At 65.8% G+C, this 24583-nt stretch carries 8 protein-coding genes and 1 riboswitch; of the genes, 5 read left to right on the plus strand and 3 right to left on the minus strand.

The window, feature by feature from the left end; genetic code table 11:
* Window positions 1-592: 592 nt before the first annotated feature.
* From LR961_RS00805 to LR961_RS00820, 4 genes are all read left to right on the plus strand, one after another.
* A complete protein-coding gene (locus LR961_RS00805) occupies window positions 593-9469 on the plus strand; it encodes an SdrD B-like domain-containing protein (protein ID WP_232146529.1) in 8877 nt (2958 codons plus the stop codon).
* On the plus strand, window positions 9466-12846 hold the full coding sequence (locus LR961_RS00810; RefSeq protein WP_232146530.1) for a hypothetical protein: 3381 nt from the start codon (window positions 9466-9468) through the stop codon (window positions 12844-12846). Before LR961_RS00805 ends, LR961_RS00810 begins: the two co-directional genes overlap by 4 nt.
* Window positions 12847-12856: 10 nt before the next feature.
* Window positions 12857-13879, plus strand: coding sequence for an OmpA family protein (locus LR961_RS00815; protein WP_232146531.1), 1023 nt, complete (start codon window positions 12857-12859; stop codon window positions 13877-13879).
* A 536-nt stretch (window positions 13880-14415) separates the two neighbouring features.
* Window positions 14416-17865 (plus strand): PAS domain-containing hybrid sensor histidine kinase/response regulator, encoded by a 3450-nt coding sequence (locus LR961_RS00820; RefSeq protein WP_232146532.1) that lies wholly within the window; start codon window positions 14416-14418, stop codon window positions 17863-17865.
* A gap of 195 nt (window positions 17866-18060) precedes the next feature.
* Here the strand turns inward: LR961_RS00820 and mntP are convergent, their stop codons facing one another.
* Complete coding sequence (gene mntP, locus LR961_RS00825) at window positions 18061-18642, minus strand: manganese efflux pump MntP (RefSeq protein WP_232146533.1); 582 nt, start codon at window positions 18640-18642, stop codon at window positions 18061-18063.
* A gap of 13 nt (window positions 18643-18655) precedes the next feature.
* Window positions 18656-18822: riboswitch (yybP-ykoY riboswitch) on the minus strand.
* A 173-nt stretch (window positions 18823-18995) separates the two neighbouring features.
* Between mntP and LR961_RS00830 the strand changes: the two genes are divergently transcribed.
* A complete protein-coding gene (locus LR961_RS00830) occupies window positions 18996-21485 on the plus strand; it encodes a methyl-accepting chemotaxis protein (protein WP_232146534.1) in 2490 nt (829 codons plus the stop codon).
* A gap of 255 nt (window positions 21486-21740) precedes the next feature.
* Here the strand turns inward: LR961_RS00830 and LR961_RS00835 are convergent, their stop codons facing one another.
* Both LR961_RS00835 and acs read right to left on the minus strand, forming a co-directional pair.
* Window positions 21741-22406, minus strand: a complete 666-nt coding sequence (locus LR961_RS00835) for a response regulator transcription factor (RefSeq protein WP_232146535.1) — start codon at window positions 22404-22406, stop codon at window positions 21741-21743.
* 121 nt (window positions 22407-22527) lie between these two features.
* Window positions 22528-24471 (minus strand): acetate--CoA ligase, encoded by a 1944-nt coding sequence (gene acs, locus LR961_RS00840; RefSeq protein WP_232146536.1) that lies wholly within the window; start codon window positions 24469-24471, stop codon window positions 22528-22530.
* Window positions 24472-24583 lie beyond the last annotated feature (112 nt).

Here is a 24583-nt window from a genome sequence, read left to right on the forward strand (position 1 = left end):
CACAGTTTTCAGTGAAGCCCCCGGCGCGCGAGCCAGGCCAGGGCCAGTCGTGCTGGCGCTGATGCGCAGTGGGTGGAGCAACGCCCCGCTGCCGTTCAGCGGGTGCCGAACCCCGCTTCGGAAGGGTGCATGGCCCACGATCCCGCTCGTCGATGCAGGCCCCGCTCCTCTGCCAGGACGCTTCCAGGGTTGCCGGACTGTCGCCTGTACCCGCCGTTCAGCGCAGTTGGCCGTCGCCAGTGCTGTCGTGCAGCAATGCGAAGTCCGTCACATTAATTTTTAGTTCACATTTTTGAAGATGGCGCATTCATCTGTCTGAGCGCTGGATTAAGTGAATTTCTTGTTAAATCAAGTGTTTGCGAAATTTATGGAACGCAGTCGATTGCTGGAATGTGACCCAGTGAGAGTTTCAGCCAACAAAAGGCACTGTAACTGCCCCGAAGCAGGGTAAGAATCCGCGCCCTCACAAGCACCTCATGGTGCTGAACAGGTGTTCCGTTGGGGCGGAACACCTTCCAAGCCAACACGACAACGCCCGGATTGCCAGGAGAACTGGTGACCCGGTTGACAGCGTTTTGCAGAGGGTTGCCCGGTGAACAAGCAGTTCGAGCAGTGCATTGCCAGTGATGGCGTCAACGCAATGGGACAGCGGGGCCGCAACGGTTCACGCTGGTATGCACGCATTGCCCGATCGGTGGCGCTGTTGGCCTTGCTGCCGGCAACGGCACTGGCCACCGTGGTGCCACAGAGCGTGAACGTGCCGGCCAACATGGGCCAGGGCATCGATACCGCGGTGAGCATCAACTGGTTGCGCACCGCCAGCGACGCCAGTGAAACCACTGTCTCCGTGGTGTTGCCGGCCAATGTCGAATTCGTGCCAGCGGTCCCGCCGTCCACAGACGACTGCACCTACAACAGCGGTACCCGTACCGTGTCCTGCGCGGTGGCGGCCGGTGCGGCCTCCAACGGTTCGCTGGGCTTCACCATCCGCGCCCAGGGCGTGGGCAGCAGCTTCAACCTGACCGCACGCTCGAGCAACAGCCCCACTTCGGCGACCAACACCACCACGATCCGCGAAACCGGCAACCTGACGGTGGACAAGGTGCTGACGGCTCCATCCGATGGCGAAAGCGCCACCGGCAGCACCGTCACCTTCGAACTACGTCCGAACATCGCCAATGGCGGCAGTGACTTGCCGGCGGGCGCCAAGATCGTCATCACCGACCAGTTGCCGGGTGATGCAGCGAACGTGGTGCAGAGCATCACCGCCTCCGGCGGCAGCGTAGCGTGTGGATCGGTCGCCACGGCCAACAGCACCCGTCGCTTCACCTGCACTTACAGCGGGCCGATGAGGGCAGCGGATCTCAATGCGGCCAAGGTCACCGTGGTCATGCAGACCAACGGCCTGGGTACGCATACCAACAACGCCAGCATCGCCACCGAAAACGACAACTACTTCGACGCCGACCCCAACGACAACGCCGACAGCGCCAGCTACGAGGTAGTGCTGGGTACCGATATCGAAGCGCAGATCAGCTTCCCCGGCCAGCCGCTGGAAGTGAACACGCCGCAGGATCTGGTGCTGACCTATCAGAACCATGGTCCGCAGACGAGCACCGTCGGCGGCACCATTGCCACGATCATTCCGGACGGCTTCGTGATCGGCACCTTGCCGACAAGCTGCGTGGCCGAGCCGAACAGGCAGCTCACCGTTTCCGGGCAGACCATCAGCGGCACGCTGGTGACCTGTGATGCAGGCGTGGTGGCGCCGGGCAGTGAAGTCGCCTTCACCATTCCGGTCACCACTCCTGCGACCGGCACGGGCGGGCGTTTCCCGGTGGTGGCCACGCCGCCGGCCAGCCTGAAGGACTGGAACCAGGGCAACAACGCCAAGCTCACCCCCTATCAGGTCAACGAGCCGTACACCGACATCCGTCTGTCCAAGCGCAAGAGCCCGGACGGCAAAGCGATCGCCCCGGGTACGGCCATCACCACGACGCTTACTGTCAGCAACGGCACCAGCAGCACCAGCGACGCGCAGTACACGCCGGCCCAGCCGCTGTACGTGGTCGATTACATGCGCCCGGAAGAAATCGATGCCAGCTTCGGTGTGGGTGGCCTGGCCAACATCACCGACGCCGCTGTGTGGCAGTGCTCGGTGGAGCGTGGCGTGATGCCGCCGACAAACCATGGCGGCAAGACGGTTCGCGTTCGTTGCCAGACCACCGGCACCGGCACGCTCGTGCGTGGTGAAAGCATGGGGTTGTCATTCCAGACCCAGGCCACGGCCATTGTCGGCCAGGCGACGCTGTCCAACTACGCCTGCGCCGGTGCCAGTGCACTGACCCAGCTGGGCATCAGTGCCAGCAATGGCGCACAGCCGGCCGACAAGGAAACCAACAACGACTGCGACAGCGCCGGTAACGGCCTGATCCTGACCGATGTGGTCAATGACACCGCCTGGGTCAACATCGAGAAGTCTTCCTCGGTGGACGACAGCACCTGGGTGGATGAAGCCGCCAACGCGCCGACCCTGGCAGCGGACAAGGACCGGCTGTACTGGAAGATCGTGGTGACCACGCCGAGCACGGCGGAAAAGCCCAACCAGATGGTCATCCCGACCCTGCAGTTGACCGACAACGTGCCAGGCGTCCTGAACAATGGCCCGTTCCAGACACGGGTGAGCATGACGCGGCGCCAAATCCTGCCGGCGGGCAATGGCAGTTTCAGCGAATGCAACGCACCGGCACCGGGTGCGGCCACCTTCCACTGTGACGTCAAGAACGTCGCACCCGGTACTCGAATCGAACTGGTGCTGGAAGTGGACCGCCCGCTGTCCTCCGGCAGGTTGACCAACACCGTCGAGGTGGCCTCGCCCGACGCGGTGCTGTCCTCGCTGCGCGCGGACGGCAAGTACGGCGACGACGCGGCAATCATCGTTGCCCCGCGCACCGACTACCGGATGACCAGCAAGGTGGTCAGCCCGGCCAATGAAGTGCTGATCGGCGAGCCGATGAGCTTCACCCTGACTGCACGCAACCACGGCCCGGATGCCGCACCGGTGGGTGATTTCGTCATCACCGACACGCTGCCCGTCGGTACGCCGACGATGACCCAGGTGGCTTACGACATCATCGATGTCGTGCCGGCCAGTGGCAGCCCGTTGGACTGCAACATCAATCACAGCAGTGGCCTTGTCACCTGTACGAATACCGCTCTGATCGCCTCGCAGACCACCCATACGGTCACCATCAAGGCCCGCGTCAAGAAGCCGGCCAATCTGAGCGTGGCTGCCGGCGGCGTCGTTTACAGCAATGTCACCAACACCGCCAAGGTCGAGTCCACGGGCTTGATCTGCCAGTACCTGCCGGGTTCCTCGACGGCCTGCAACGATGCCGCTTCGCAAGGCAACAACAACGCCTCGGTGGACTTCGTGGTCAAGGTGCCGACCATCGACCTGCAGGCGCGCAAGACCCAGGTTTACCCAGCCGGGCGCAATGCGTTCGTGGCCGGCGACCAGCTGCGCTATCGCCTGACTGCTTTCAACATCGGGCCGTCGCAGGCCGAGAACGTGGAGGTCCGTGACCTGCTCACTCCGCCGACCGGTTTCACTGTCGCCTTCGACAAGGTGGAGAGGGTCAATGCTGCTGGCCTGATCAGTGGTTACACCTACAAGCAGGATGCCAACGTCAGCTGCGCCCAGGTGGGCCAGGAGCTGGTTTGCACCCTGCATCCGATCGAGGCCAACAACCGCCTGGACAAGAACCAGCTGGTCACCTTTGAAGTCGTGTTCAACGTCATCGGTGATTCCAGCCGCCCGGTGGTGTTCGACAACCGCGCCTATGTCTGCGGTGACGAAACCACCAATTACGAGGCACGGGGCGAATGCAGTGCCGATCCGGACGTGGCCGGCAACAACATTGCTTCGGTGAATGATGTGCTGTTCCCGGCCTCGGACCTGGAAGTGGTGAGCAAGACCACCGTCACCGCTGGCCCGGTCGATATCGGCCAGCCGATCCAGTACGACATCGTCGTGCGCAATGCCGTTGGCAGCACTGTGGAGAAGATGCGCGTCACCGACACGCTGCCCAAGGGCTTTGCGTGGGTGAACGATGCAACCCATGCGCTGAACGTGAAGGTCGATGGTGGCAGTGCCGCCACCCTGAGTGGTGTGGTGCGCGCAGCAGGCAGCAAGCCGGCCGCCGGCACCGACAACGTGTGCTACCTCTCCAGTGGCCCCTCCTCGATCACCGACAAGGACCAGCAGCAGGCAATCACCTGCGACCTGGGCGGCAACTTCCCGTCCGGTGCTGGCAACACGCTGACCCTGACGCTGTGGGCACGTGCCATGCCCGGCGTGTTCGCCGGCGGCTACGCGCCGGCCAACCACACCAACAACGTGAGCATCGAACCGGGCCGCGACGACAAGGATTCGCCGACCTCGGTGGACCAGGTGCCGACCAACAACAACGGCAGCTCCACCACCCAGGTACGCAACGCCAGCCTCGGCGGCCGCGTCTTCGCCGACGACAATGACAACGGTGACCAGGACAGTGGCGATACCGGCATTGCCGGCGTCACGGTGACGCTGACGGGCACCGACCTGTACGGCAATCCGGTTTCGATCACCGCCACGACCAATGCCAATGGCGACTACCAGTTCAACAACCTGGTGCCGTCCGACAGCAATGGCTACAGCATCATCCAGACCCAGCCGGCCGGTTATGCCGCCAATGGCACGCCGCAGCCGAATACCCTGCGCCCGAACCGGAACCAGGCCAGTACCGGCGTGACCGGCACCTTCAGCGCTGACAACACCCCCACCACCAGCGAGATCAGTGGTGTGGTGCTGGGCGGCGGTGGCGTGGGCGTGCAGTTCGATTTCCCGGAGCCAAGCGAGCGCAAGCTCTCCGGCTACGTTTACATCGACCAGGACAACAACCGCGTCTTGAGCAGCGCCGATGCACGCATTGGCAGTGCCACCGTGTACCTGGACGAAGTGGAGACCGGTCGTACCCTTACGGCGACTACCGACAATGTCCAGAACCCGGGCTTTTATGAGTTCACCGGCTTGACCGCCGGCAAGACCTATGTGCTGCGCGAGCCGCTGCCCACCAATCCGGCCGGTCTGCAGAACCTGCCTGCCGCGGTGAACCCGGGCAAGATCGGTGGCGTGCTGTGCGGTCCGGTCTGTCTGGTGTCCACCACCGGCAGCGAAGACAAGATCGCCGGCATCAAGCTGGTGGCCGGCAACGGCACCGAGTTCAACTTCGGTGAAAACATCACCACCGCCATCTCCGGCAAGGTCTACCTGGACCGCGACGACAGCGGCGTCCAGAACGGTACCGAACCGGGCATTCCGGGCGTGACCATCACCGTCACCGATTCCAGTGGCGCCGTGGTGTGGACCGGTCCCACCGCCGCTGATGGCAGCTACAGCGTGCCCGGCTTGATTGCAGGTCACGACTACACCATCACCGAGACCCAGCCGGTCGGCCTGAAGGACGGCCGGGAGCACACCTCCAACGTCATCGCCATCACCCAGCTGCCGCCGGCCGGTTCGTCCGGCAACAACTTCGGTGAGCTGGCCGCCTCGCTGGCTGGCCGCGTGTACCTGGACCAGCTCAATGACGGTCACACCGCCAGTGATCCGGGCCTTGGCAACGTGCAGGTCACCCTGAGCCGTCGTGACGGCCAGCCGGTGCTTGATGTGCTGGGCAAGCCGGTGCCGGTGCAGCCCACCAGCCCGATCGACGGCAGCTATGCCTTCATCGACCTGCCGGCCGGCGACTACATCGTCACCCAGCAGCTGACGCAGCCGGTCTACACCCCGGCCGGTGGCAGCGCGACCACCACCCTCAACGGCACCACCACCGCCGGCACCGTCATCGACGGCACCGCGGGCGTGGCAACGGCCGTGCGTGACACCCCCAGCGCCATCACCGGCGTGGTGTTGAATGCCGGCGGCAAGTCGGTGGACAACAACTTCGGCGAGATCCTGCCGGTGTCCGCCTCGGGCGTGGTGTTCTTCGATCTCAACAACAATGGCGTGCAGGAACCGGGCGACGCCGGCATCGGTGGCGTGGACATCCGCCTGGTCGGTACCGACGACCAGGGCAACCCGGTCGACACGACCGTGCCGACCAATGCCGACGGCAGCTTCAACTTCGATGGCCTGCGTCCGGGTACCTACACCCTGATCGAACCGACCCAGCCGGTGGGCACCGCGCAGGGCAAGACCACGGCTGGCCAGCTGGACAGCACCAAGGCCGGCAGCGGTACCGCCAGCAATGGTGCGGCACCGGAGTCGAGCAAGATCGCCAACATCGACCTGAGCCGTCCGGGTGATCTCTCCAGCGACAACCTGTTCGCCGAAGTGCCGACCAACAGCGGCATCGCCGGCAAGGTATGGCTGGATGCCAACAACGACGGGGTCATTGATGCCGGCGAGAACGGCATTGCCGGCGTCGAGCTGGAACTGACCGGTACCGACATCAACGGCAACCCGATCGCGCCGGTCACCGTCACCACGGGTGCCGATGGCAGCTACAGCTTCCTCAACCTGCCCCCGGGCGAATACAAGGTGGTGGAGAAGCAGCAGCCGGCCGGCACCAACGATGGCAAGACCAAGCCGGGCAACATCGGTGGTACGCCGATGGGCAATGGCTCGGCCGAAGGCAGCGCTACCGCGCAGAATCCGTCGTTCATCGGCACGATCACCGTTGGCGTGGGCCAGGTGTCGGTCGAGAACAACTTCGGTGAAGTGCCGGCAGCCAGCATCTCCGGCAACGTCTACAACGACAGCAATGACGATGGCATCCGCCAGCCCGAGGAAGGCGGCTTTGCCAACGTCACCGTCGAGTTGACCGGTACCGATGACCTGGGCAACCCGGTCACGCTGACCACCACCACCGACGCCAACGGCAAGTACAGCTTCGAGAACCTGCGCCCGGGCACCTATGTGGTGACCGAGCCGAACCAGCCGGCTGAAACGCTCAATGGCAAGACCACCGCCGGCAGCACCGGCGGCACGGGCAGCAATCCGTCGACGACCACCTCGCAGATCACCGGCATCGTGCTCAAGCCGGGTGACGAGTCGGTGGACAACAACTTCGGCGAGATCGGCGATTCGCCGGACATGCTGGTGAGCAAGTCGTCCGACACGGTGAAGTTCACCGTCAACAACGTGGCCAGCTACACCATCCGCGTGCGCAACGGCGGGCAGCAGGCGTCCAAGGGCGAGTACATCGTCAAGGACCGCTTGCCGGTGGGCCTGAACCTGGCGGAGATTCCGTCGGGCAACGGCTGGACCTGCACCGGCGCGGTGGGCGATACCCGCTTTGAATGCCGCAGCGTTGAAGTGCTCAATGCCGGCGTCACCTCGGCATCGGCCATCACCGTCAAGGTCAACGTCACCGCCGAGGCCGCCAAGGCCGGCACCGTCAACAACGCCGTGCTGGTGGAAGGCGGCGGCGAGAACGAGTTCCGCACCCCGACCACCACCGAGCGCACCGCGTTCGAAGGTGATGTCACCCAGTTGCCGGTGTGCGATACCGCCATCACCCAGAACGTGTGCCGCGTGCCGAACCAGGTGCAGCTGTCCGCGTCCGTGGGCGGCACCGTGTGGTTCGACAAGGGCAGTGATGACGCCCTGCTCGACGGCGGCGATGAGCGCCTGCAGGGCTGGGTGGTGGAACTGGTCGACGCCGACACCGGTGCGGTGGTCAAGACCACCACCAGTGCCGTTGATGGCAGCTACCGCTTCGGCGATGTGGTGCCGGGCGTGAAGTGGAACATCCAGTTCCGCGAACCGACCACCAACGTGGTCTGGGCATGGCCGGTCAACCGCGAAACCGCCGGTGGCATGGGCGTGAGCTGTGATGCGAGCAAGGCCCTCAGCGATGGCGGCGTCAGCGCCTGCCGCATCGCCGACAACGGCATCAGCCAGTTGCAGGTGGTGCTCAAGGCCGGCGATCACCTGCCGCAGCAGAGCCTGCCGGTGGATCCGTCGGGCGTGGTGTATGACGCGGTCACCCGCGATCCGGTGCCCGGTTCCATCGTCACCCTCAGCCCGGTGGGCATGTGCAGTGGCTATGACCCGCTGGGTTCGCTGCTCAACGCCGCCGCCGGTGGTTACCGCGTGGAAGGCAATGCAGTGTCGATGACTGTCGGCAGCAACGGCTTCTACCAGTTCATGTTCGGCCCGGCGGCGCCGGCACGTTGCGAGTTCCAGCTGACGGTGACCCCGCCAGGTGGCTACAAGTTCGTGTCCACGCTGATTCCGCCGCAGGCCGGTTCGTTGTCGCCAAACAGCGGCAGCACCATCCTGCCGGAGTTGAACAACCCCACCAACGGCGCCGGTACCAGCCATCTGGTGCAGCCGCAGGCCAACGCGCCGACCGGTGCGGTAGGCACGGCAACCCAGTACTGGCTGAGCGTGTTTGCCGGTTCGGCCACCGCCGGCATCGTCAACAACCACCTGCCGCTGGATACCGCCGAGGCGACCGGCCTGGTCATCACCAAGACCGGTGACCGCCAGACCGCCGAGATCGGTGACACCGTGCAGTACACCATCACCGTGCGCCAGACCTCCGGCAGCGCGATGGCCACCGTCAACATCGTTGACACGCTGCCGCGTGGCTTCACCTACATCGACGGCACCGGCCGTGTGGGTGGCCGTGCCGTGGACGCGCCGTACGGCAAGCCGGGCCCGCGCCTGGGCTTCGACCTGGGCCCGATCAACGTCGGCGAACAGCTGGTGCTGACCTACCGCGTACGCGTTGGCGTCGGTGCGCAGCAGGGCGACGGCATCAACCGTGCGCAGGCCCATGGCTGCTCCATCACCGGTGGCTGCATCAACACCGATGCGATGACCCCGCTGCCGGGCTCGGTGCCGTCCAACCATGCGCAGTACCGCGTGCGCGTCACCGGTGGCGTGTTCACCGAGGAAGCGTGCGTGCTGGGCAAGGTGTTCGTGGACTGCAACAACAACCACGTGCAGGACCACGAAGAGCTGGGCATTCCGGGCGTGCGCCTGTACTTCTCCAACGGCACCTGGATGATCTCCGACTCCGAGGGCAAGTACAGCTACTGCGGCCTGACCCCGCAGAGCCACACGCTGAAGGTGGACCCGTCCACGTTGCCGGCCGGCTCGCGCCTGACCACCAGCAGCAACCGCAACCTGGGTGATGCCGACAGCCTGTTCCTGGACCTGAAGAACGGCGAGCTGCATCGCGCCGACTTCGTCGAAGGCAGCTGCTCCAACCCGCTGCTGGAACAGGTCAAGGCCCGCCGTACCCAGGGCGAAGTGCGCGCACCGGAAACTGAAACCGGGCAGTCGCCGCTGCGTTTTGAAAGCAAGCCCGCCCGTGCGCCGCAGCAGGCCACGGACTCGGCCAACCAGAGACCGATCGTGCATCCGCGACCCAACCCGCCCTCGGCATCGGCCTCGCAGGAGGTGCAGCCATGAGCCGCCGCAACCTGCGTGCGATGCCGCGCCTGAGCCTGCTGGCCTGCGCGCTGGCCACCGCCACCGTGCCGGCCGTTGCCCAGAACGTGGGCAGCAGTACCCGCTTCACGCCGGTGCTGGGTGATGCGACCACGTTGTATCCGCGTTCGCTGGTCACCACCGATACGCCGCCGGAAGTGGTCGCCGCCCGCTCGGGCGAAGCCGACTACAGCCGCAACGTCGGCGTGGACCGCGTCTCGGTGGAAGTGGACCGCGATGGCGTGCCGGCCGATGGCCAGACGCCGGTGCACATCACCGTGCGTCTGCTCGGCGCCGACGACAAGCCAATGGCCGGCAAGGCCTACGCCACCATCGAGAACAGCGGTGGCCGCATCCGCCTGCCGGGTTCGCGCACCGACGAGTTCGGCCCTGGCGCGGCTGATGCCGACAAGGTGATGCCGGGCGTGCAGGTGGAAGTGGAAAACGGCGTGGCCCAGTTCGAACTGGTTGCCCCGCACGATCCGCAGGACGTGGTGCTGCGCATCACCGCCGGCGGCCAGACGGCCGAAGGCACGATCGGCTTCCTGCCGGAAATGCGCGAGCTGCTGGCCACCGGCCTGATCGAAGGCATCGTCAACTTCCGCAACAAGTCCAACGCCAGCCTGATCTCGCCGGTGCAGCACAACGATGCCTTCGACCGCGACATCCGTCGTTGGGAAAAGACATTCAACAACGGCAAGGCCAATGCCGCCGCGCGCACCGCGTTCTTCGTCAAGGGCCAGATCAAGGGTGAGTACCTGCTCACCGCGGCCTACGATTCGGACAAGGACGTGCGTGGCCGCCTGCTGCGCGACATCCAGCCCGAAGAGTTCTACCCGGTGTACGGCGACTCCTCGCTGCGTGGCTTCGACGCGCGCTCGGCCGAGCGCCTGTACGTGCGCGTGGACAACAAGCGCAGCTACCTGCTGTACGGCGATTTCCAGACCGGCGACACGCTGGCCACCAGCAGCGGCATCGGTGGCAGTGGCCCGATCCCGCAGCGCAGCCTGAGTACCTACAACCGCACCGCCACCGGCCTGGGCTGGCACTTCGAAAGCGAGCGCGTGCGTAGCAACGTGTTTGCCATCGAGGATTCGCTGCGGCAGATGATCGAAGAGTTCCGCAGCCAGGGCAGCGGCCCGTACGCGCTGCGCAACAACGCGGTGCTGGAAGGCAGCGAGCGCGTGGAAATGATCGTGCGCGACCGCAACCAGCCCACCCGCATCGTCTCGGTCAAGCCGCTGGCGCGTCTGGTGGACTACAGCTTCGAGCCGTTCTCCGGACGCATCCTGCTCAACCAGTTCCTGCCCTCGTTCGACAGCGATCTCAACCCGGTGTCGCTGCGCATCACCTATGAACTGGACCAGCAGACCGAGAAGTTCTGGGTGGTCGGTGCCGATGGCCAGTTCAAGCTGACCGACAAGCTCGAAGTGGGCGCATCGGCAGTGGAAGACCGCAACCCGTATGCCGAGTTCAAGATGGGCAGCGTCAACGCCGGTTACCGCTTCGGTGAGAACACGATGCTGGTCGCCGAGTTCGCCCGCACCCGCAGCGAGGTCAACACCAACTCGCTCAACCAGGTCACCTCGCAGGGTTTGAAGGACGTGGTGGGTGAGGTGGAAGGCGATGCATGGCGCGTGGAATTCGCCCATGACGGCGGCAAGTTCGACGCCCGCCTGTTCGCCGCACGCACCGACCCGGAGTTCAACAACGCTGCCTCGCCGTTGTACGGCGGCCGTGGCGAGTACAACGCACGCATGGCGTATGCGGTTGGCCCGCGTCTTGAGTTGTATATCGAAGCCCTGCGCAGCGAAGACCGCAATCCCGATGGTGGTGAGCGCGATGCCGGTGGTGCCGGTGTGCGCATCGGCGCCACCGAGCGCCTGACGATCGACCTGGGCCTGCGCAGCATCCGCGAAACCATCGGCGTGACCTCGCCGTGGTCCTCCGGTGCGCCGTTCGGCCAGGTCGGCGGCCTGACCGGTGGTTTCGCCACCGGTGCTGGCGGCGGTGCACTGGGGTACGGCCAGCAGGCACTGGATCCGGCCACCGGCCTGATGGTCATCAACGGCTCGTCCTCGGGCAGCGTGATCAACAGCGACCTGCCGGTCGGCACCAAGCTCGAATCGGACAGTGCCCGCGTCGGCCTGGGTTACCGCTTCAGCGACAAATTCAGCGGCGGTGCCGAGTACGAACAGAGCGTCAGCGGCGAAGACCGCAACCGCGTTGCCGCAGGCGTGGATTACCAAGTGTTCGAACGCAGCCGCCTGTATGGCCGCTACGAAAAGCAGACCGGCCTGACCAGCGCCTACGGCATCACCACCACCGACCGCGAGGCCGATGCGCTGGTGTTCGGTATCGACAGCAGCTACCTGCGCGACACCCAGACGTTCTCCGAGTACCGCATGCGCGACTCGATCAGCGGCCGTGACGTGCAGGCTGCCTCGGGTATCCGCAACAACTGGGACATCGCCCAGGGCCTGCGCTTGAGCAGCTCGGTGGAGCGGGTGAACGTGGTGGCCGGTGACACCGGCGACAGCACCGGCCTGGCCTTGGCGTTGGACTACAGCGCCAACCCGTTGTGGCGCGGCGCCATCCGTGGCGAGCACCGCATCTCCGAGGACGTGCCGGGCACCACCGCCAACGAGGCTTTCAACACCACGCTGCTGCAGTTCATGGTGGCGCGCAAGTTGAGTCGCGACTGGACCCTGCTGGGTCGCAACTACCTGCTGGCCACCAACTACGAGGAGCGTGGTGACGTGCTGCAGGACCGCTTCCAGCTGGGCGTGGCCTACCGCGACACCGACCGCAACCGTATCAACGCGCTGATGCGCTACGAGTACAAGCTCGAGCGTGACGAGAGCGGCCTGATGCTGGTCGATGGCGACGTGGTGGATGGCACCAGCCAGGACGTGCGCACCCGTGCGCATATCGTCTCGGCACATGCCGACTGGCACCCGTCGCGCCCGTGGTGGCTGACCGGCCGCATTGCCGGCAAGTGGCAGCGCGACCAGTTCGCCTATGGCGACGGCACCCGCGTGAACAGCAGCTTCAACGCCGTGCTGGTTTCCGGTCGCGTCGTCTACGACATCACCGAGAATTGGGACATCGGCGTGCTCGGCTCCACTTTCCGTGGCCAGTACGGTGCCAACCAGTACGCCTTCGGCATGGAAGTGGGCCGGCTGTTGCGCCAGAACCTGTGGTTGTCGGCCGGTTACAACTGGACCGGTTTCGAAGGCGACAGCGACCTGAACGGCTACGAGTACACGCAGCAGGGTGCGTTCCTGCGCCTGCGCTTCAAGTTCGATGAAGATCTTTTCCGTCGGGACCCGGTTCGTTACCGCGATCCGGCCCGCTGAGGACGACACCATGACTCTTTCGCATCTGAAAACCCCTTCGTTCCGCACGCTGCTCGCTGCTGCCGTGCTCACCGTCGTTGCCGGCACCGCCAGCGCGCAGCAGACCCAGCTCAACCCGCAGGCCAAGCGCATCACCGATGAGGCCATCCATGCCGACCTGGAGTCCTACGAGGTAACGCAGGGCCGCATCCAGGCGCTCAACGATGGAGGTCGCCCGATCCGCGATTACCACCTGTCCAAGGCCCAGTGCTGGCTGGACGTGTCCTTCCACGAATACACCCGCAACGACCGCAGTGACTTCCCGCAGGAAGCGCTGACCGAGTCGGAGAAGCTGATCGTGGACATGGAGAATGGTGTCTCGCCGATCCCCACCGACACCGCGCTGGTCAACAACGCCAAGTACCTGCGTGCCGACCTGTGGCAGCGTCTGAAGGTCATCCACGGCACGCCGGGCTTCGCCTGCGCCGCGCAGAAGGTGGCCTGCGGTGAAGTGGAGCTGGTGCATGCCGGCAACGAGTTCAACCAGCAGCAGTGGCGTCATTCCAAGCCGTACATCCAGATCGCTGAAGACCTGGTCAACGAAGCCGAAACGGCGGCACGCCTGTGCGGCGTGGACCCGGCAGGCCCGGCGGTGGTTCCGGTGGCGGCAGGCCCGCTGATCGCCAACGTGCTGTTCGAGTTCGACCGCGACGGCTACAAGGACATCCGCACCTACTCGCTGGAAAGCGTGGACCGTGCATTGGCCACCATCGCCGCAGAGAAGCGCACGTTGAGCGGTGTGACCCTGGTGGGCCATGCCGACCGCATGCAGGGCAATGGCTTTGACTACAACCAGGCCTTGTCCGAGCGTCGTGCCAAGACGGTGCGTGAGCTGCTGATCGGCCGCGGTGTTGCTGGCGACAATATCCGCTACGAATACCGCGGCGACACCCAGCAGGTGCAGCAGTGCGATGGCGTCAAGCCGCGTGCGGCGCTGCTGGAATGCCTGCTGCCGAACCGCCGCGTGGAAGTGCGCTTCGAGCTGGCACAGTAAGTTCGATTCAGTTGTTGGACACAGAACGCCCCGGCAATGCCGGGGCGTTCTGCTTTTGTTGGCTCTCTTTCCCTGGCGATGTGGGAGCCAAGCTGCACCTTGCTGAAAAGCAGGGTGCAAAGCCGCACTTCGTCGAAGCGGAGCGAAGCCGCTTCGGCCCCCTCCCTTGCGAAGCAGGGGAGGGTTGGGGAGGGGTAGCGCTCGCGGTGCTGTTGCTTGAACAGATACCCGTACACAAGTCTGTTGAAGCAATCCAACACCGAAGAGCAAGAACCAAAGCACCCCTCCCCAACCCTCCCCTTCACCTGCGGTGAAAGGGAGGGAGCGGGGCCGCTTCGGACCCCACTGCCTGCGGCGCAAGCGAGGGAGCAAGGAAGCCGGAGCGCTGCCAGCCAACCCAGAGCCGCAGCATTCCGCCCCCTCCCTTGCGCCGTAGGCGGAGGGGAGGGTTGGGGAGGGGTAAGGCTCCAATCGCCCTCAGCCCCCAACCCAACGGAATGGCTACACTGGGCCGCTCCGCTCGACGGGTTGTGCACTTGGTCTCCAGCTGGATCCTGCTCCTGGTCTCCCTCGGCTACGCCGCGCTGCTGTTCGGCGTGGCGTGGTGGGGCGACCGTCGCCCGCTGTATCCGGACCGCCCCTGGCTGCGGCCGGTGGTCTACAGCCTGGCGCTGGCGGTGTACTGCTCGTCATGGACCTTCTATGGCGGCGTCGGCACCGCGGTGCGCTACGGCATCGGCTACCTGCCCATTTATCTTGGCCCGCTGCTGATGCTGGCCTTCGGCTGGCGCATCATCGAGCGGCTGGCGCTGATCGCGCGCAGCGAGAACGTGGTCTCCATCGCCGACTTCATCTCCTCGCGCTTCGGCCGCTCGCGGCGGTTGGCGGCGCTGGTGGCCTTGATCGCGCTGGTCGGCGTGGTGCCGTACCTGGCGCTGCAATACAAAGCCGTGGCGATGAGCGTGCAGGTATTGAGTGGCAATGCCGGCGGGCAGGGGCCGCTGACCGACCCGGCGTTGTACGTGGCCTTGCTGATGGCCTTGTTCGCCATCCTGTTCGGCACCCGCCAGGTGGATGCCACCGAACACCACTACGGCATGATGCTGGCCATCGCGCTGGAGTCGATGATCAAGCTGTTGGCGATGATCGCGGTGGGCCTGTTCGCCTACCTGCTGATCTCCGACCGCGGCGAATCGGTGGTGCAGTCCGCGCGCACGCTGTTTGAAGGCATGCCGCCGGTTGGCTTCGTCTCGCAGACCTTGCTGAGCTTCCTGGCGCTGATCTGCCTGCCGCGCCAGTTCCACGTGGCAGTGGTGGAGTGCGGCAACGCCGGCGATGTGCGCCGCGCGCGCTGGATGTTCGGCGGCTACCTGGTGCTGATCTCGCTGATGATCATCCCCATCGCCACGGCCGGCGCGGCGCTGTTCGGTACCGGCCTGGCCTCCGACGACACGCTGGTGCTGGCTCTGCCGATGTCCGAAGGCAGCGTGATGCTGGCGCTGGTGGCCTACGTGGGCGGCTTCTCCGCCGCCACCGGCATGGTCATCGTTTCCTCGATCGCCCTGGCCACCATGATCAGCAACGATCTGGTGATGCCGCTGCTGCTGCGCCGCAGTGGCGACCACCGCGAAGCGGCTAGCATGGCTTCGCGCGTGCTTTGGATACGCCGCCTGGCGATCCTGCTGTTGGCGCTGGTGGCCTACGGCTATTACCGTGGCAGCAACAACGACACCATGCTGGCCACCTACGGCCTGATGGCGTTCGCGGCGGTGGCGCAGTTCGCGCCGGGTCTGATCGGTGGCCTGTACTGGCGCGGTGCCAGCCGGCGCGGCGTGGAAACCGGCATGCTGGTTGGCTTCGGGGTGTGGATCTACACCCTGCTGGTGCCGGCGCTGAGCCATGGCGGCTGGCTGGATGAAACGCTGTTGCAGCACGGCCCGTTCGGCATCGCCTGGCTGCGTCCGCAGCAGCTGTTCGGCCTGGCCGGCTGGGACGGGCTCACCCACGGTACGTTCTGGTCGCTGCTGCTCAACACCGCGACGATGCTGCTGGTGTCGATGCGCTGGCGCCCGGATGTGAATGAGCGCCTGCGCGCGGCGCCGTTCCTGGATCCCTACGCCAAACGGCCGGTGGTGTCCGGCGACTGGCCGGCACACGTCAAGGTGCGTGACCTGCTGGCCTTGGCCACGCGGGTGATCGGCGACAACCGCGCACGCCGCGCCTTCATCGAACAGGCGCAGTCGCTGCATCGCGATTTCCAGCCTGCCGCCGCGGCCGACCGCGTGTGGGTGCAGTTCACCGAACGCCTGCTGGCCGCCTCCATCGGTGCGGCCTCGGCGCGCCTGCTGCTGACCAGCCTGCTGCGCGGCTCGGGCATGGACCTGGGCGAAGTGGTGGCGGTACTGGACGAAGCCGGGCAGGAGCTGCGATTCAACCGCGAGATTCTTTCCACCACGCTGGAGAACATCAGCGCCGGCGTCAGCGTGGTCGATCCGGAAATGCGCCTGACCGCGTGGAACCGCCGCTACCAGCAGATGTTCGGCTATCCGGACGGCATGCTTTACGTCGGCCGCCCGGTCGCCGATCTGATCCGCTACAACGCTGAGCGTGGTGAGCTGGGCGAGGGCGATATCGAAATCCAGATCAACCGCCGCATCGGCTACATGCGGGCCGGCTCGCCGCATGTGTTCGAACGCACCGGTGCCGATGGCAAGGTGATCGAACTGCGCGGCCAGGCGTTGCCGGGCGGTGGTTACGTCACCAGCTACAACGACATTACCGACTTCAAGCAGGCCGAGCAGGCGTTGCTGGAGGCCAACGAAACCCTGGAACAGCGCGTGGCCGAGCGCTCACAGGCGGCCGAGGCCGCGCAGCAGTCCAAGACCCGCTTCCTCGCGGCGATCAGCCATGACGTGCTGCAACCGCTCAATGCCGCGCGCCTGTTCGCCTCGGCCCTGCGCGACAGCCTGCCCGAGACCGACGAACAGCGGCACCTGGCCGAGCGTGTCGATGCGTCGCTGCGCGCGGCCGAAGAACTGCTCGATGGCCTGCTCGACGTCTCACGCCTGGATGCCGGCGGCCTGCGCCCGACCATCACCGAATTCGACGCCAGCGTACTGGTGCGCGAACTCGCCGCGCAGTACACGCCGGTGGCAGCGGGGCGCGGCCTGCGCCTGCATGTGTTCGCACGGCCGGCCTGGGTGCGTAGCGACCGCCGACTGCTGCGCCGTGTGTTGCAGAACTTCATGGCCAACGCGCTGCGCTACACGCGCACCGGCCGCATCGTGCTGGCCCTGCGCGTGCGTGGCGAACAGGTGGAACTGCAGGTGTGGGACACCGGCCCGGGCATTCCCGAGCACCACATGCAGCAGATCTTCAACGAGTTCCATCGCTACCAGCAGCCATTCGACTGGGGCGAGCAGGGCCTGGGCCTGGGCCTGTCGATCTGCCAGCGCATTTCGCGCCTGCTCGACCATGCCTTGAACGCGCGCAGCCAGCCCGGCCACGGCAGCATGTTCTCCATCACCCTGCCGCGCGTGGCGGCACCGGCCAGCAGCGCACCACCGACCGCGCCGGTTTCCGCTTTCACCGGCGATGATTCGTTGGCCGGCATGCGCGTGCTGTGCGTGGACAACGACCAGGAAATCCTCGACGGCATGCGCGCGCTGCTGGGCCGCTGGAAGGTGGAGGTGATCGCCGCCAGCACCGTGGACATGGCCCTGGAAAAACTGGCCGATCAGCCCGACGTGATGCTGGTGGATTACCACCTGCATGATCGCCTCGATGGCCTGGACACGCTGGTGGCATTGCGTGAAGCCGCCGGCCGGCCATTGCCGGGCGCGCTGCTGACCGCCGACGGCCGCGACGAGCTCAAGCGCATGGCCCGAGAGCGCGGCTACCGCGTGTTGACCAAGCCGGTGAAGCCGGCCTCGCTGCGTGCCTTCCTCACTGCGTTGAACGACCCGCGCTACCGCCGCACGCCATGAAGCGGTAGCGCCGAGCCACGCTCGGCGGACCAGCAACTCCTACGCTGCGCGCAAGGGAGGGAGCAGAAACACAGCCTGGTCGTCATCAGACCGATCACGCATCGCCGCTCCCTCCCTTGCGCAGCAGGGGAGGGTTGGGGAGGGGTGCTTCCGCACTCGCACTTGGGCTCTGGCTTCGAACCACCGCAGCAACGCTCAACCCGCCGCGTGCAGGTGCTCGTAAAGAATCGTGCAGCCGATGATGATCAGGATCACGCCGCCGATGATCTCCGCGCGCTTGCCGGCCATCTCACCGAGCACGCGGCCGAGCATGATGCCCAGCGTCACCATGGTCAGCGTGCACAGGCCGATCACCAGCGCGACCACGCCGATGTGGACATCCAGGAATGCCAGGCCCACGCCGATGGCCATCGCGTCGATGCTGGTGGCAAAACCGGTGACGGCCAGCGCCCAGAAACCATGCCGGCCCTTGCCGTTGTCGCCGTCCGGTGTTTCTTCCGGATCGCTCTTGAGCCCGGCAATGATCATGTGCAGGCCCAGCGCACCCAGCAGCACGAACGCGATCCAGTGATCGAACGCTTCAACGTACCGCGAGGCGGCGCGGCCCAGCAGCCAGCCGATGATGGGCGTGATTGCTTCGATCACGCCGAAGATCACACCGGCGCGCAGAGCATCCGCAAAGCGTGGCTTGCGCATCGCCGCGCCCTTGCCGACCGCTGCGGCGAAGGCATCGGTGGACATGGCAAAGCCAATCAGAAGAATCGAAAGTGGCGACATCTGGACTACCGGGCCGGGCTGGGACGCAAACGGCATGCGGCACGCCCAACCTGAAGTTGTGCACGCACGCCGCTGGTCTCGCCAACCGGGTCTGGCTGCCCACGCCACGGCGCACTGGCCGAGTGTGTTGACGTGGGCGCTTCCAATGCTGGAAGCAGGCTACTCCCCAAGGGAATGCGGATTCTAGCATGGCCGCTGGCGGGGCCAGCAGCTGCAATACGCCTGTCACATTCCGCTGGCTTCATGGGCGCCGCATCGCGGCCGTACCAGGCCGTGCGATGCGCCGGAAAGCGGCACTAAAGCCCCATCCGCCACGGCCGATAAAGGTGCGTCCCTACGCCCGGAGTCGTGGCATGAAATTCCCGCTTGGAATCGCCCAGAAGCTGCGCCTGAGCCTGCTGGCGCTGGTGGTCGGCCTGGCCGTCATTGGTTCAGCCTACGCCTGGCTCAGCGCTGGCATGCAGCGCGCCGATCAGCGCCTGCAGAACTACCAGCAGGACGCCGCGCGGCTGGAAGCATTGGCAGCCGCCTTCGCCGAGGTGCGGCGCGCGCAGGCCGAGTATGCCATGTCGTTTTCGGCGCCCGCCGGCACCGCCTTCCTGGCTGCCAGCGAACGGCTGCAGGCTGCATTGGCATCGTCGGCAGGCAGCGCGCCGTGGAGCAAGGAGCTGGCCACGCCCCTGCGCGGCTACCTGGAGTCGGGCAAGGCACTGGATGAACGCATCAACGAGCTGGGCCATGACGCCGACAGTGGCTTGCAGGGCGACTTGCGCGGTGCCGTGCATCAGGTCGAGAACCTGATCGGCAACTACGACGTACCGGCGCTGCAGGTTTCGATGCTGACCATGCGTCGCTACGAGAAGGATTTCATCCTGCGCCGCGAGCAGAAATATGCCGATGAACTGAGCGCGCAGGTGATGCCGTTCGAACTGCTGTTGCAGCAGGCGCGCATGCCCGAGGACATCAAGGCACAGGTGCGCGATGCCATGCAGCTGTACCAGGGTGCGTTCCTGTCCTACGCGGCGGCGCGCTTCGGCGCCGACAGCGAGACACAGGCGATGGATGATCTTGCCGCGCAGGCTGGGCCGGTCGTCCAGAAGCTGCAGCAGGAGCAGCGCACCGCATTGCAGCGGCAACGCGCAGAGCAGGCGTCGGCACGCACCTGGATGAATGTTGCATTTGCCGTCACCGTTCTTCTGGTCGGGCTGCTGCTGGTCACCTTGCTGCTGTTGCTGCTGCGTGCGGTCAGCCGCCCGCTGGCCGATGCGGCCGACTTCGCCCGCGCCATTGCCGATGGCCATCTCGATGGCAGCCTGGTGGTGCGCAACACGCACGACGAGATCGGGCGGCTGGCGACGGCGCTGATGCAGATGCAGGCCAGCCTGCGCGAGCGTATCGCCAGTGAGCGCATCGCCGCACAGGCCAACCAGCGCGTACGCCAGGCGCTGGACGTGGCCGGTGCGGCGGTACTGGTCACCGATGCCGAAGGCCGCGTCGTCTATGCGAATGAAGCGTTGGCGTACAGCTTCGCGCAGGCCGGTATCGGCCAGGCGATGGACACCGGCACCGACGTGGCGGTGTTGGGTGAGGACGTGCTGGCGGTCCTGCGCAAGGCGCAGCAAGCGGCCTCTGCTGTCGATGCGGAAGTGGAGCTGGGCAACAGTGGCTTTCTGCTGCGCACCAGCCCAGTGCTGGAGCACTCGCGCGTGCTGGGGTTGGTGATGGAGTGGCAGGACCGCCGCCTCGAACGGGTGATCGTCAACGAGGTGGCCGCCGTGGTGGCCGCCGCCGCCGCGGGTGACCTGCAGGGGCGCATCGCACTGGACGACAAGCAGGGTTTCGTCCGCCAGCTGGGTGAACGCATCAACGCATTGCTGGATAGCGTGCAGGCGCAGCTCGGTGATGCCACACGGGTGATTGGCCATTTCGCGCGCGGCGATCTGAGTGCGCGCATGCGTGACGACGGGCGGGGCATCTACGCCACGCTGCGCCAGGGCCTGGAGGTGGCGATGCAGCAGGTGGGCGGCATCGTTTCCAGCATCCAGCAATCGGCCGGCAGCGTGCAGGAGGCAGTGGACGACATGGCCAGCGGCACGGTCGATCTGTCCGGGCGCGTCGAAGAGCAGGTGCGCGACGTGAATGACGCATTGCAGCGGGTGCGATCGGTAGCCGGCGAGGCCCGCGAAAATGCCGGCAGTGCGCGGCAAAGTGCAGCGGTCTCCGAGGCGGCAAGCCTGGCGGCGGAACGTGGCAGTGAAGCCACCGCTGCGGCGATCAGTGGCATGGAACAGCTGCGCGCATCGTCGCGGCATATCCGCGAGATCGTCGCTACCGTGAACAGTCTTTCGTTCCAGACCAACCTGCTGGCACTCAATGCGGCGGTGGAAGCGGCACGTGCCGGCAGCCACGGTCGCGGTTTTGCGGTGGTGGCCGGTGAAGTGCGGATGCTGGCGCAGCGTTCCGCCGAAGCATCGCAGCAGATCCGCGTACTGGTGGATGAGTCGTTGCAGCAGGTGGAAGCCGGCGCGCGGCTGGTGGACACCAGTGGCGAGGCGATGCACGACATCAGCGGCCGGGTGCAGCAGGTGGTGACAGCGATGGCGCGCATCGACGCCGCATCGGAACGGCAGGTGGTTGCGGTCGATGATGTGGAGCGGTTGCTACGCCGCATTGGCGAGGGCACGCAGCAGAGCGGCAAGGTCGCGCGTGCCTCCTCGCAGGCGGCGGTGGAGATGCGGGCGCAGGCGCAGGAGTTGGCGGCGGCTGCGGAGCGCTTCGTGGTGGCGGCCGAGTTGGAAGGCGAACAGGTGCAAGCGGCGGAGGAGTTGCGACGGTCGGCGTGAGTGGCGGAAGGCGCCCCCTCCCCAACCCTCCCCAGCACCTGCGGTGCAAGGGAGGGGGCCAAGGGCGGCATGGCCGTGATCCGACAGCGCGCACGCTTCGCCGCTCCCTTTGGCGGAACCAAGGGGAGGGCGGGGGAGGGGGTGCTTGCGGTGCATGCGGAACCCGCTGCCGCGTATGCGGCCAGCGATAGCTCAAAGATGAAGGTGCTGGGATGGCATCCCAGTCTGCGATTCCATCCGAACCGGCGTTGCGGCTCAGTCTTCTTCCGGCGGCAGCACGATGGCGTCGTCGTCGATGGCCAGCTTACCGGCCATCAGCACCGCCTGGGTGCGGTTGGTGACGCCCAGCTTGCGCAGGATGGCGGTGACGTGGGCCTTGATGGTGGCTTCCGATACGCCCAGGTCGTAGGCGATCTGCTTGTTCAGGCGGCCGACGCCGAGCATCTGCAGCACGCGGAACTGCTGCGGGGTCAACTCGCGCAGGCGCTGCCCGACTTCGCGTTCTTCATGGTCGGTGGGCGGCACGTTGTGCGCTTCGGCCGGAGCCCAGCGTTCGCCATCGAGGATGGTGCCCAGCGCATGGCCAATCGTGTCCGAATCGGCGGATTTTGGAATGAAACCGAATGCACCGTGGTCGAGTGCGCGACGCATCACGGTGGCCTCCTCGCGGGCGGACACCACCACGATCGGCAACTGCGGATGCAGCGAACGCAGGTGCACCAGTGCGTTGAAGCCCTGCGCGCCGGGCATGTTCAGATCCATCAGCACCAGATCGGCATCGGGATGCTGTTCGGCCAGTGTGTACAGCGCTTCGACGCTGTCGGCCTCCAGCAGTTGCACGCCGGGAATGACGCGTTGCACGGCGCCCTTGAGCGCTTCGCGGAACAGCGGATGGTCATCGGCGATCAGGAGGGTAGGCATGTGCGGTCCAATGCAGGTGACGGAACCGGGTCCGTCCAGGGTGACAGGATAGCGGTACTGACGCCGGCCAATGCCCTCCGCACTGGCCGGCGAAGGGGGCACGTACGTGCCCCTCGAACACTCACCTGACCTTGCGCTCTTCCACCAGCGACGCGACCACCGACGGGTCGGCCAGCGTCGAGGTGTCGCCCAGCTGGTCCGGTGCGTTCTCGGCGATCTTGCGCAGGATGCGGCGCATGATCTTGCCCGAGCGGGTCTTGGGCAGGCCCGGTGCCCACTGCAGGTGGTCCGGTGCGGCGATCGGGCCGATTTCCTTGCGCACCCAGGTCACCAGTTCCTTGAGCAGTTCGTCGGTCTGCGGCTCACCGGCCACCAGGGTGACGTAGGCGTAGATGCCCTGGCCCTTGATCTCGTGCGGGAAGCCGACCACGGCGGCCTCGGCCACCTTCGGGTGCGAAACCAGTGCGCTTTCCACTTCCGCCGTACCGATGCGGTGACCGGACACGTTGATCACGTCATCGACGCGGCCGGTGATCCAGTAGTAACCGTCTTCGTCGCGACGGCAACCGTCGCCGGTGAAGTAGCTGCCCGGATAGGTGCGGAAATACGTATCGATGAAACGCTGGTGGTCGCCGTAGACGGTACGCATCTGGCCTGGCCACGAATCACGGATGATCAGGTTGCCTTCGGCGGCGCCTTCCAGCGGTTCACCATCGGCGCTGACCAGTGCCGGCTGCACGCCGAAGAACGGCAGCGTGGCCGAGCCCGGCTTCAGGTCGATGGCCGCCGGCAGCGGCGAAATCAGGATGCCGCCGGTTTCGGTCTGCCACCAGGTATCGACGATGGGGCAACGCGAATCGCCGACCACTTCGTAGTACCAGCGCCAGGCTTCCGGGTTGATCGGCTCACCCACGCTGCCGAGCAGGCGCAGGCTCTTGCGCGACGTGCGCGTGACCGGGTCGGCGCCTTCGCGCATCAATGCACGGATCGCGGTGGGTGCGGTGTAGAAGATGGTGATCTGGTGCTTGTCGATCACTTCCCAGAAACGCGAGGTGTTCGGGTAGTTGGGCACGCCCTCGAACATCACCGAGGTGGCGCCGTTGGCCAGCGGGCCGTAGACGATGTAGCTGTGGCCGGTGACCCAGCCCACGTCGGCGGTGCACCAGTAGATGTCGTCCTCGCGCAGGTCGAACACCGCTTCGTGCGTGTACGCCGCATACAGCAGGTAACCGCCGCTGGTGTGCAGCACGCCCTTCGGCTTGCCGGTGGAGCCGGAGGTGTACAGGATGAACAGCGGGTCTTCGGCGTTCATGCGCTCGGGCTCGCACTCGGCCGGCTGGGTGTCCACCACGTCGTGGAACCAGCGGTCGCGCGGGGCCTGCATGTCGACCGCGCCACCGGTGTGGCGTACGACCAGCACCGTTTCCACGGTGTTGGTGCCCGGCAGCTTCAGCGCGGCATCGACGTTGGCCTTCAGCGGCACCTTCTTGCCACCACGCAGGCCTTCATCGGCGGTGATGATCAGCTTGCTGCGGCAATCGCCGACGCGGTCGGCGATGGAGTTGGCGGCAAAGCCACCAAACACCACCGAGTGGATCGCACCGACGCGGGCGCAGGCCAGCATCGCCACGGCGGCGTCAACGATCATCGGCAGGTAGATGGTGACGCGGTCGCCCTTCTGGATGCCGAGGTTGCGCAGCGCGTTGCCCAGGCGGCACACGCGCTCGTACAGCTCGCGGTAGGTGACCTTCTGTGCGGGCGTGTCGGGGCTGTCGCCTTCGAACAGGATGGCGGTCTTGTCGCCGCGCGTGGCCAGCTGGCGATCCAGGCAGTTCACGCTGACGTTGAGTTCGCCGTCCTCGAACCACTTGATGCGGAAGTCATCGAGCTTGTAGCTGACGTTCTTGATCCTGGTCGGCTTGACATACCAGTCCAGCCGCTCGGCGGCCTTGGCCCAGAACGCATCCGGGTTCTCCACCGATTCGCGGTACAGCTGTTGATACGTGTTCTTGTCGATCTTTGCCGTGGCGGCAAACTTGGGATCAACGGGATAAACATCAGTCATGGCAACCCTCACCTTTGCACTTGTAACCAATGGATGCGCTGTGCCTGCGACACAGCCGGACCCACCAAGTGTGCCGCATCCGGCATACCCCGCGCTGCCCCTTTGATTAGAC

Origin of the sequence: Stenotrophomonas sp. SY1 (assembly GCF_021202945.1) — a bacterium.
In the GTDB taxonomy this organism is placed as follows: domain Bacteria; phylum Pseudomonadota; class Gammaproteobacteria; order Xanthomonadales; family Xanthomonadaceae; genus Stenotrophomonas.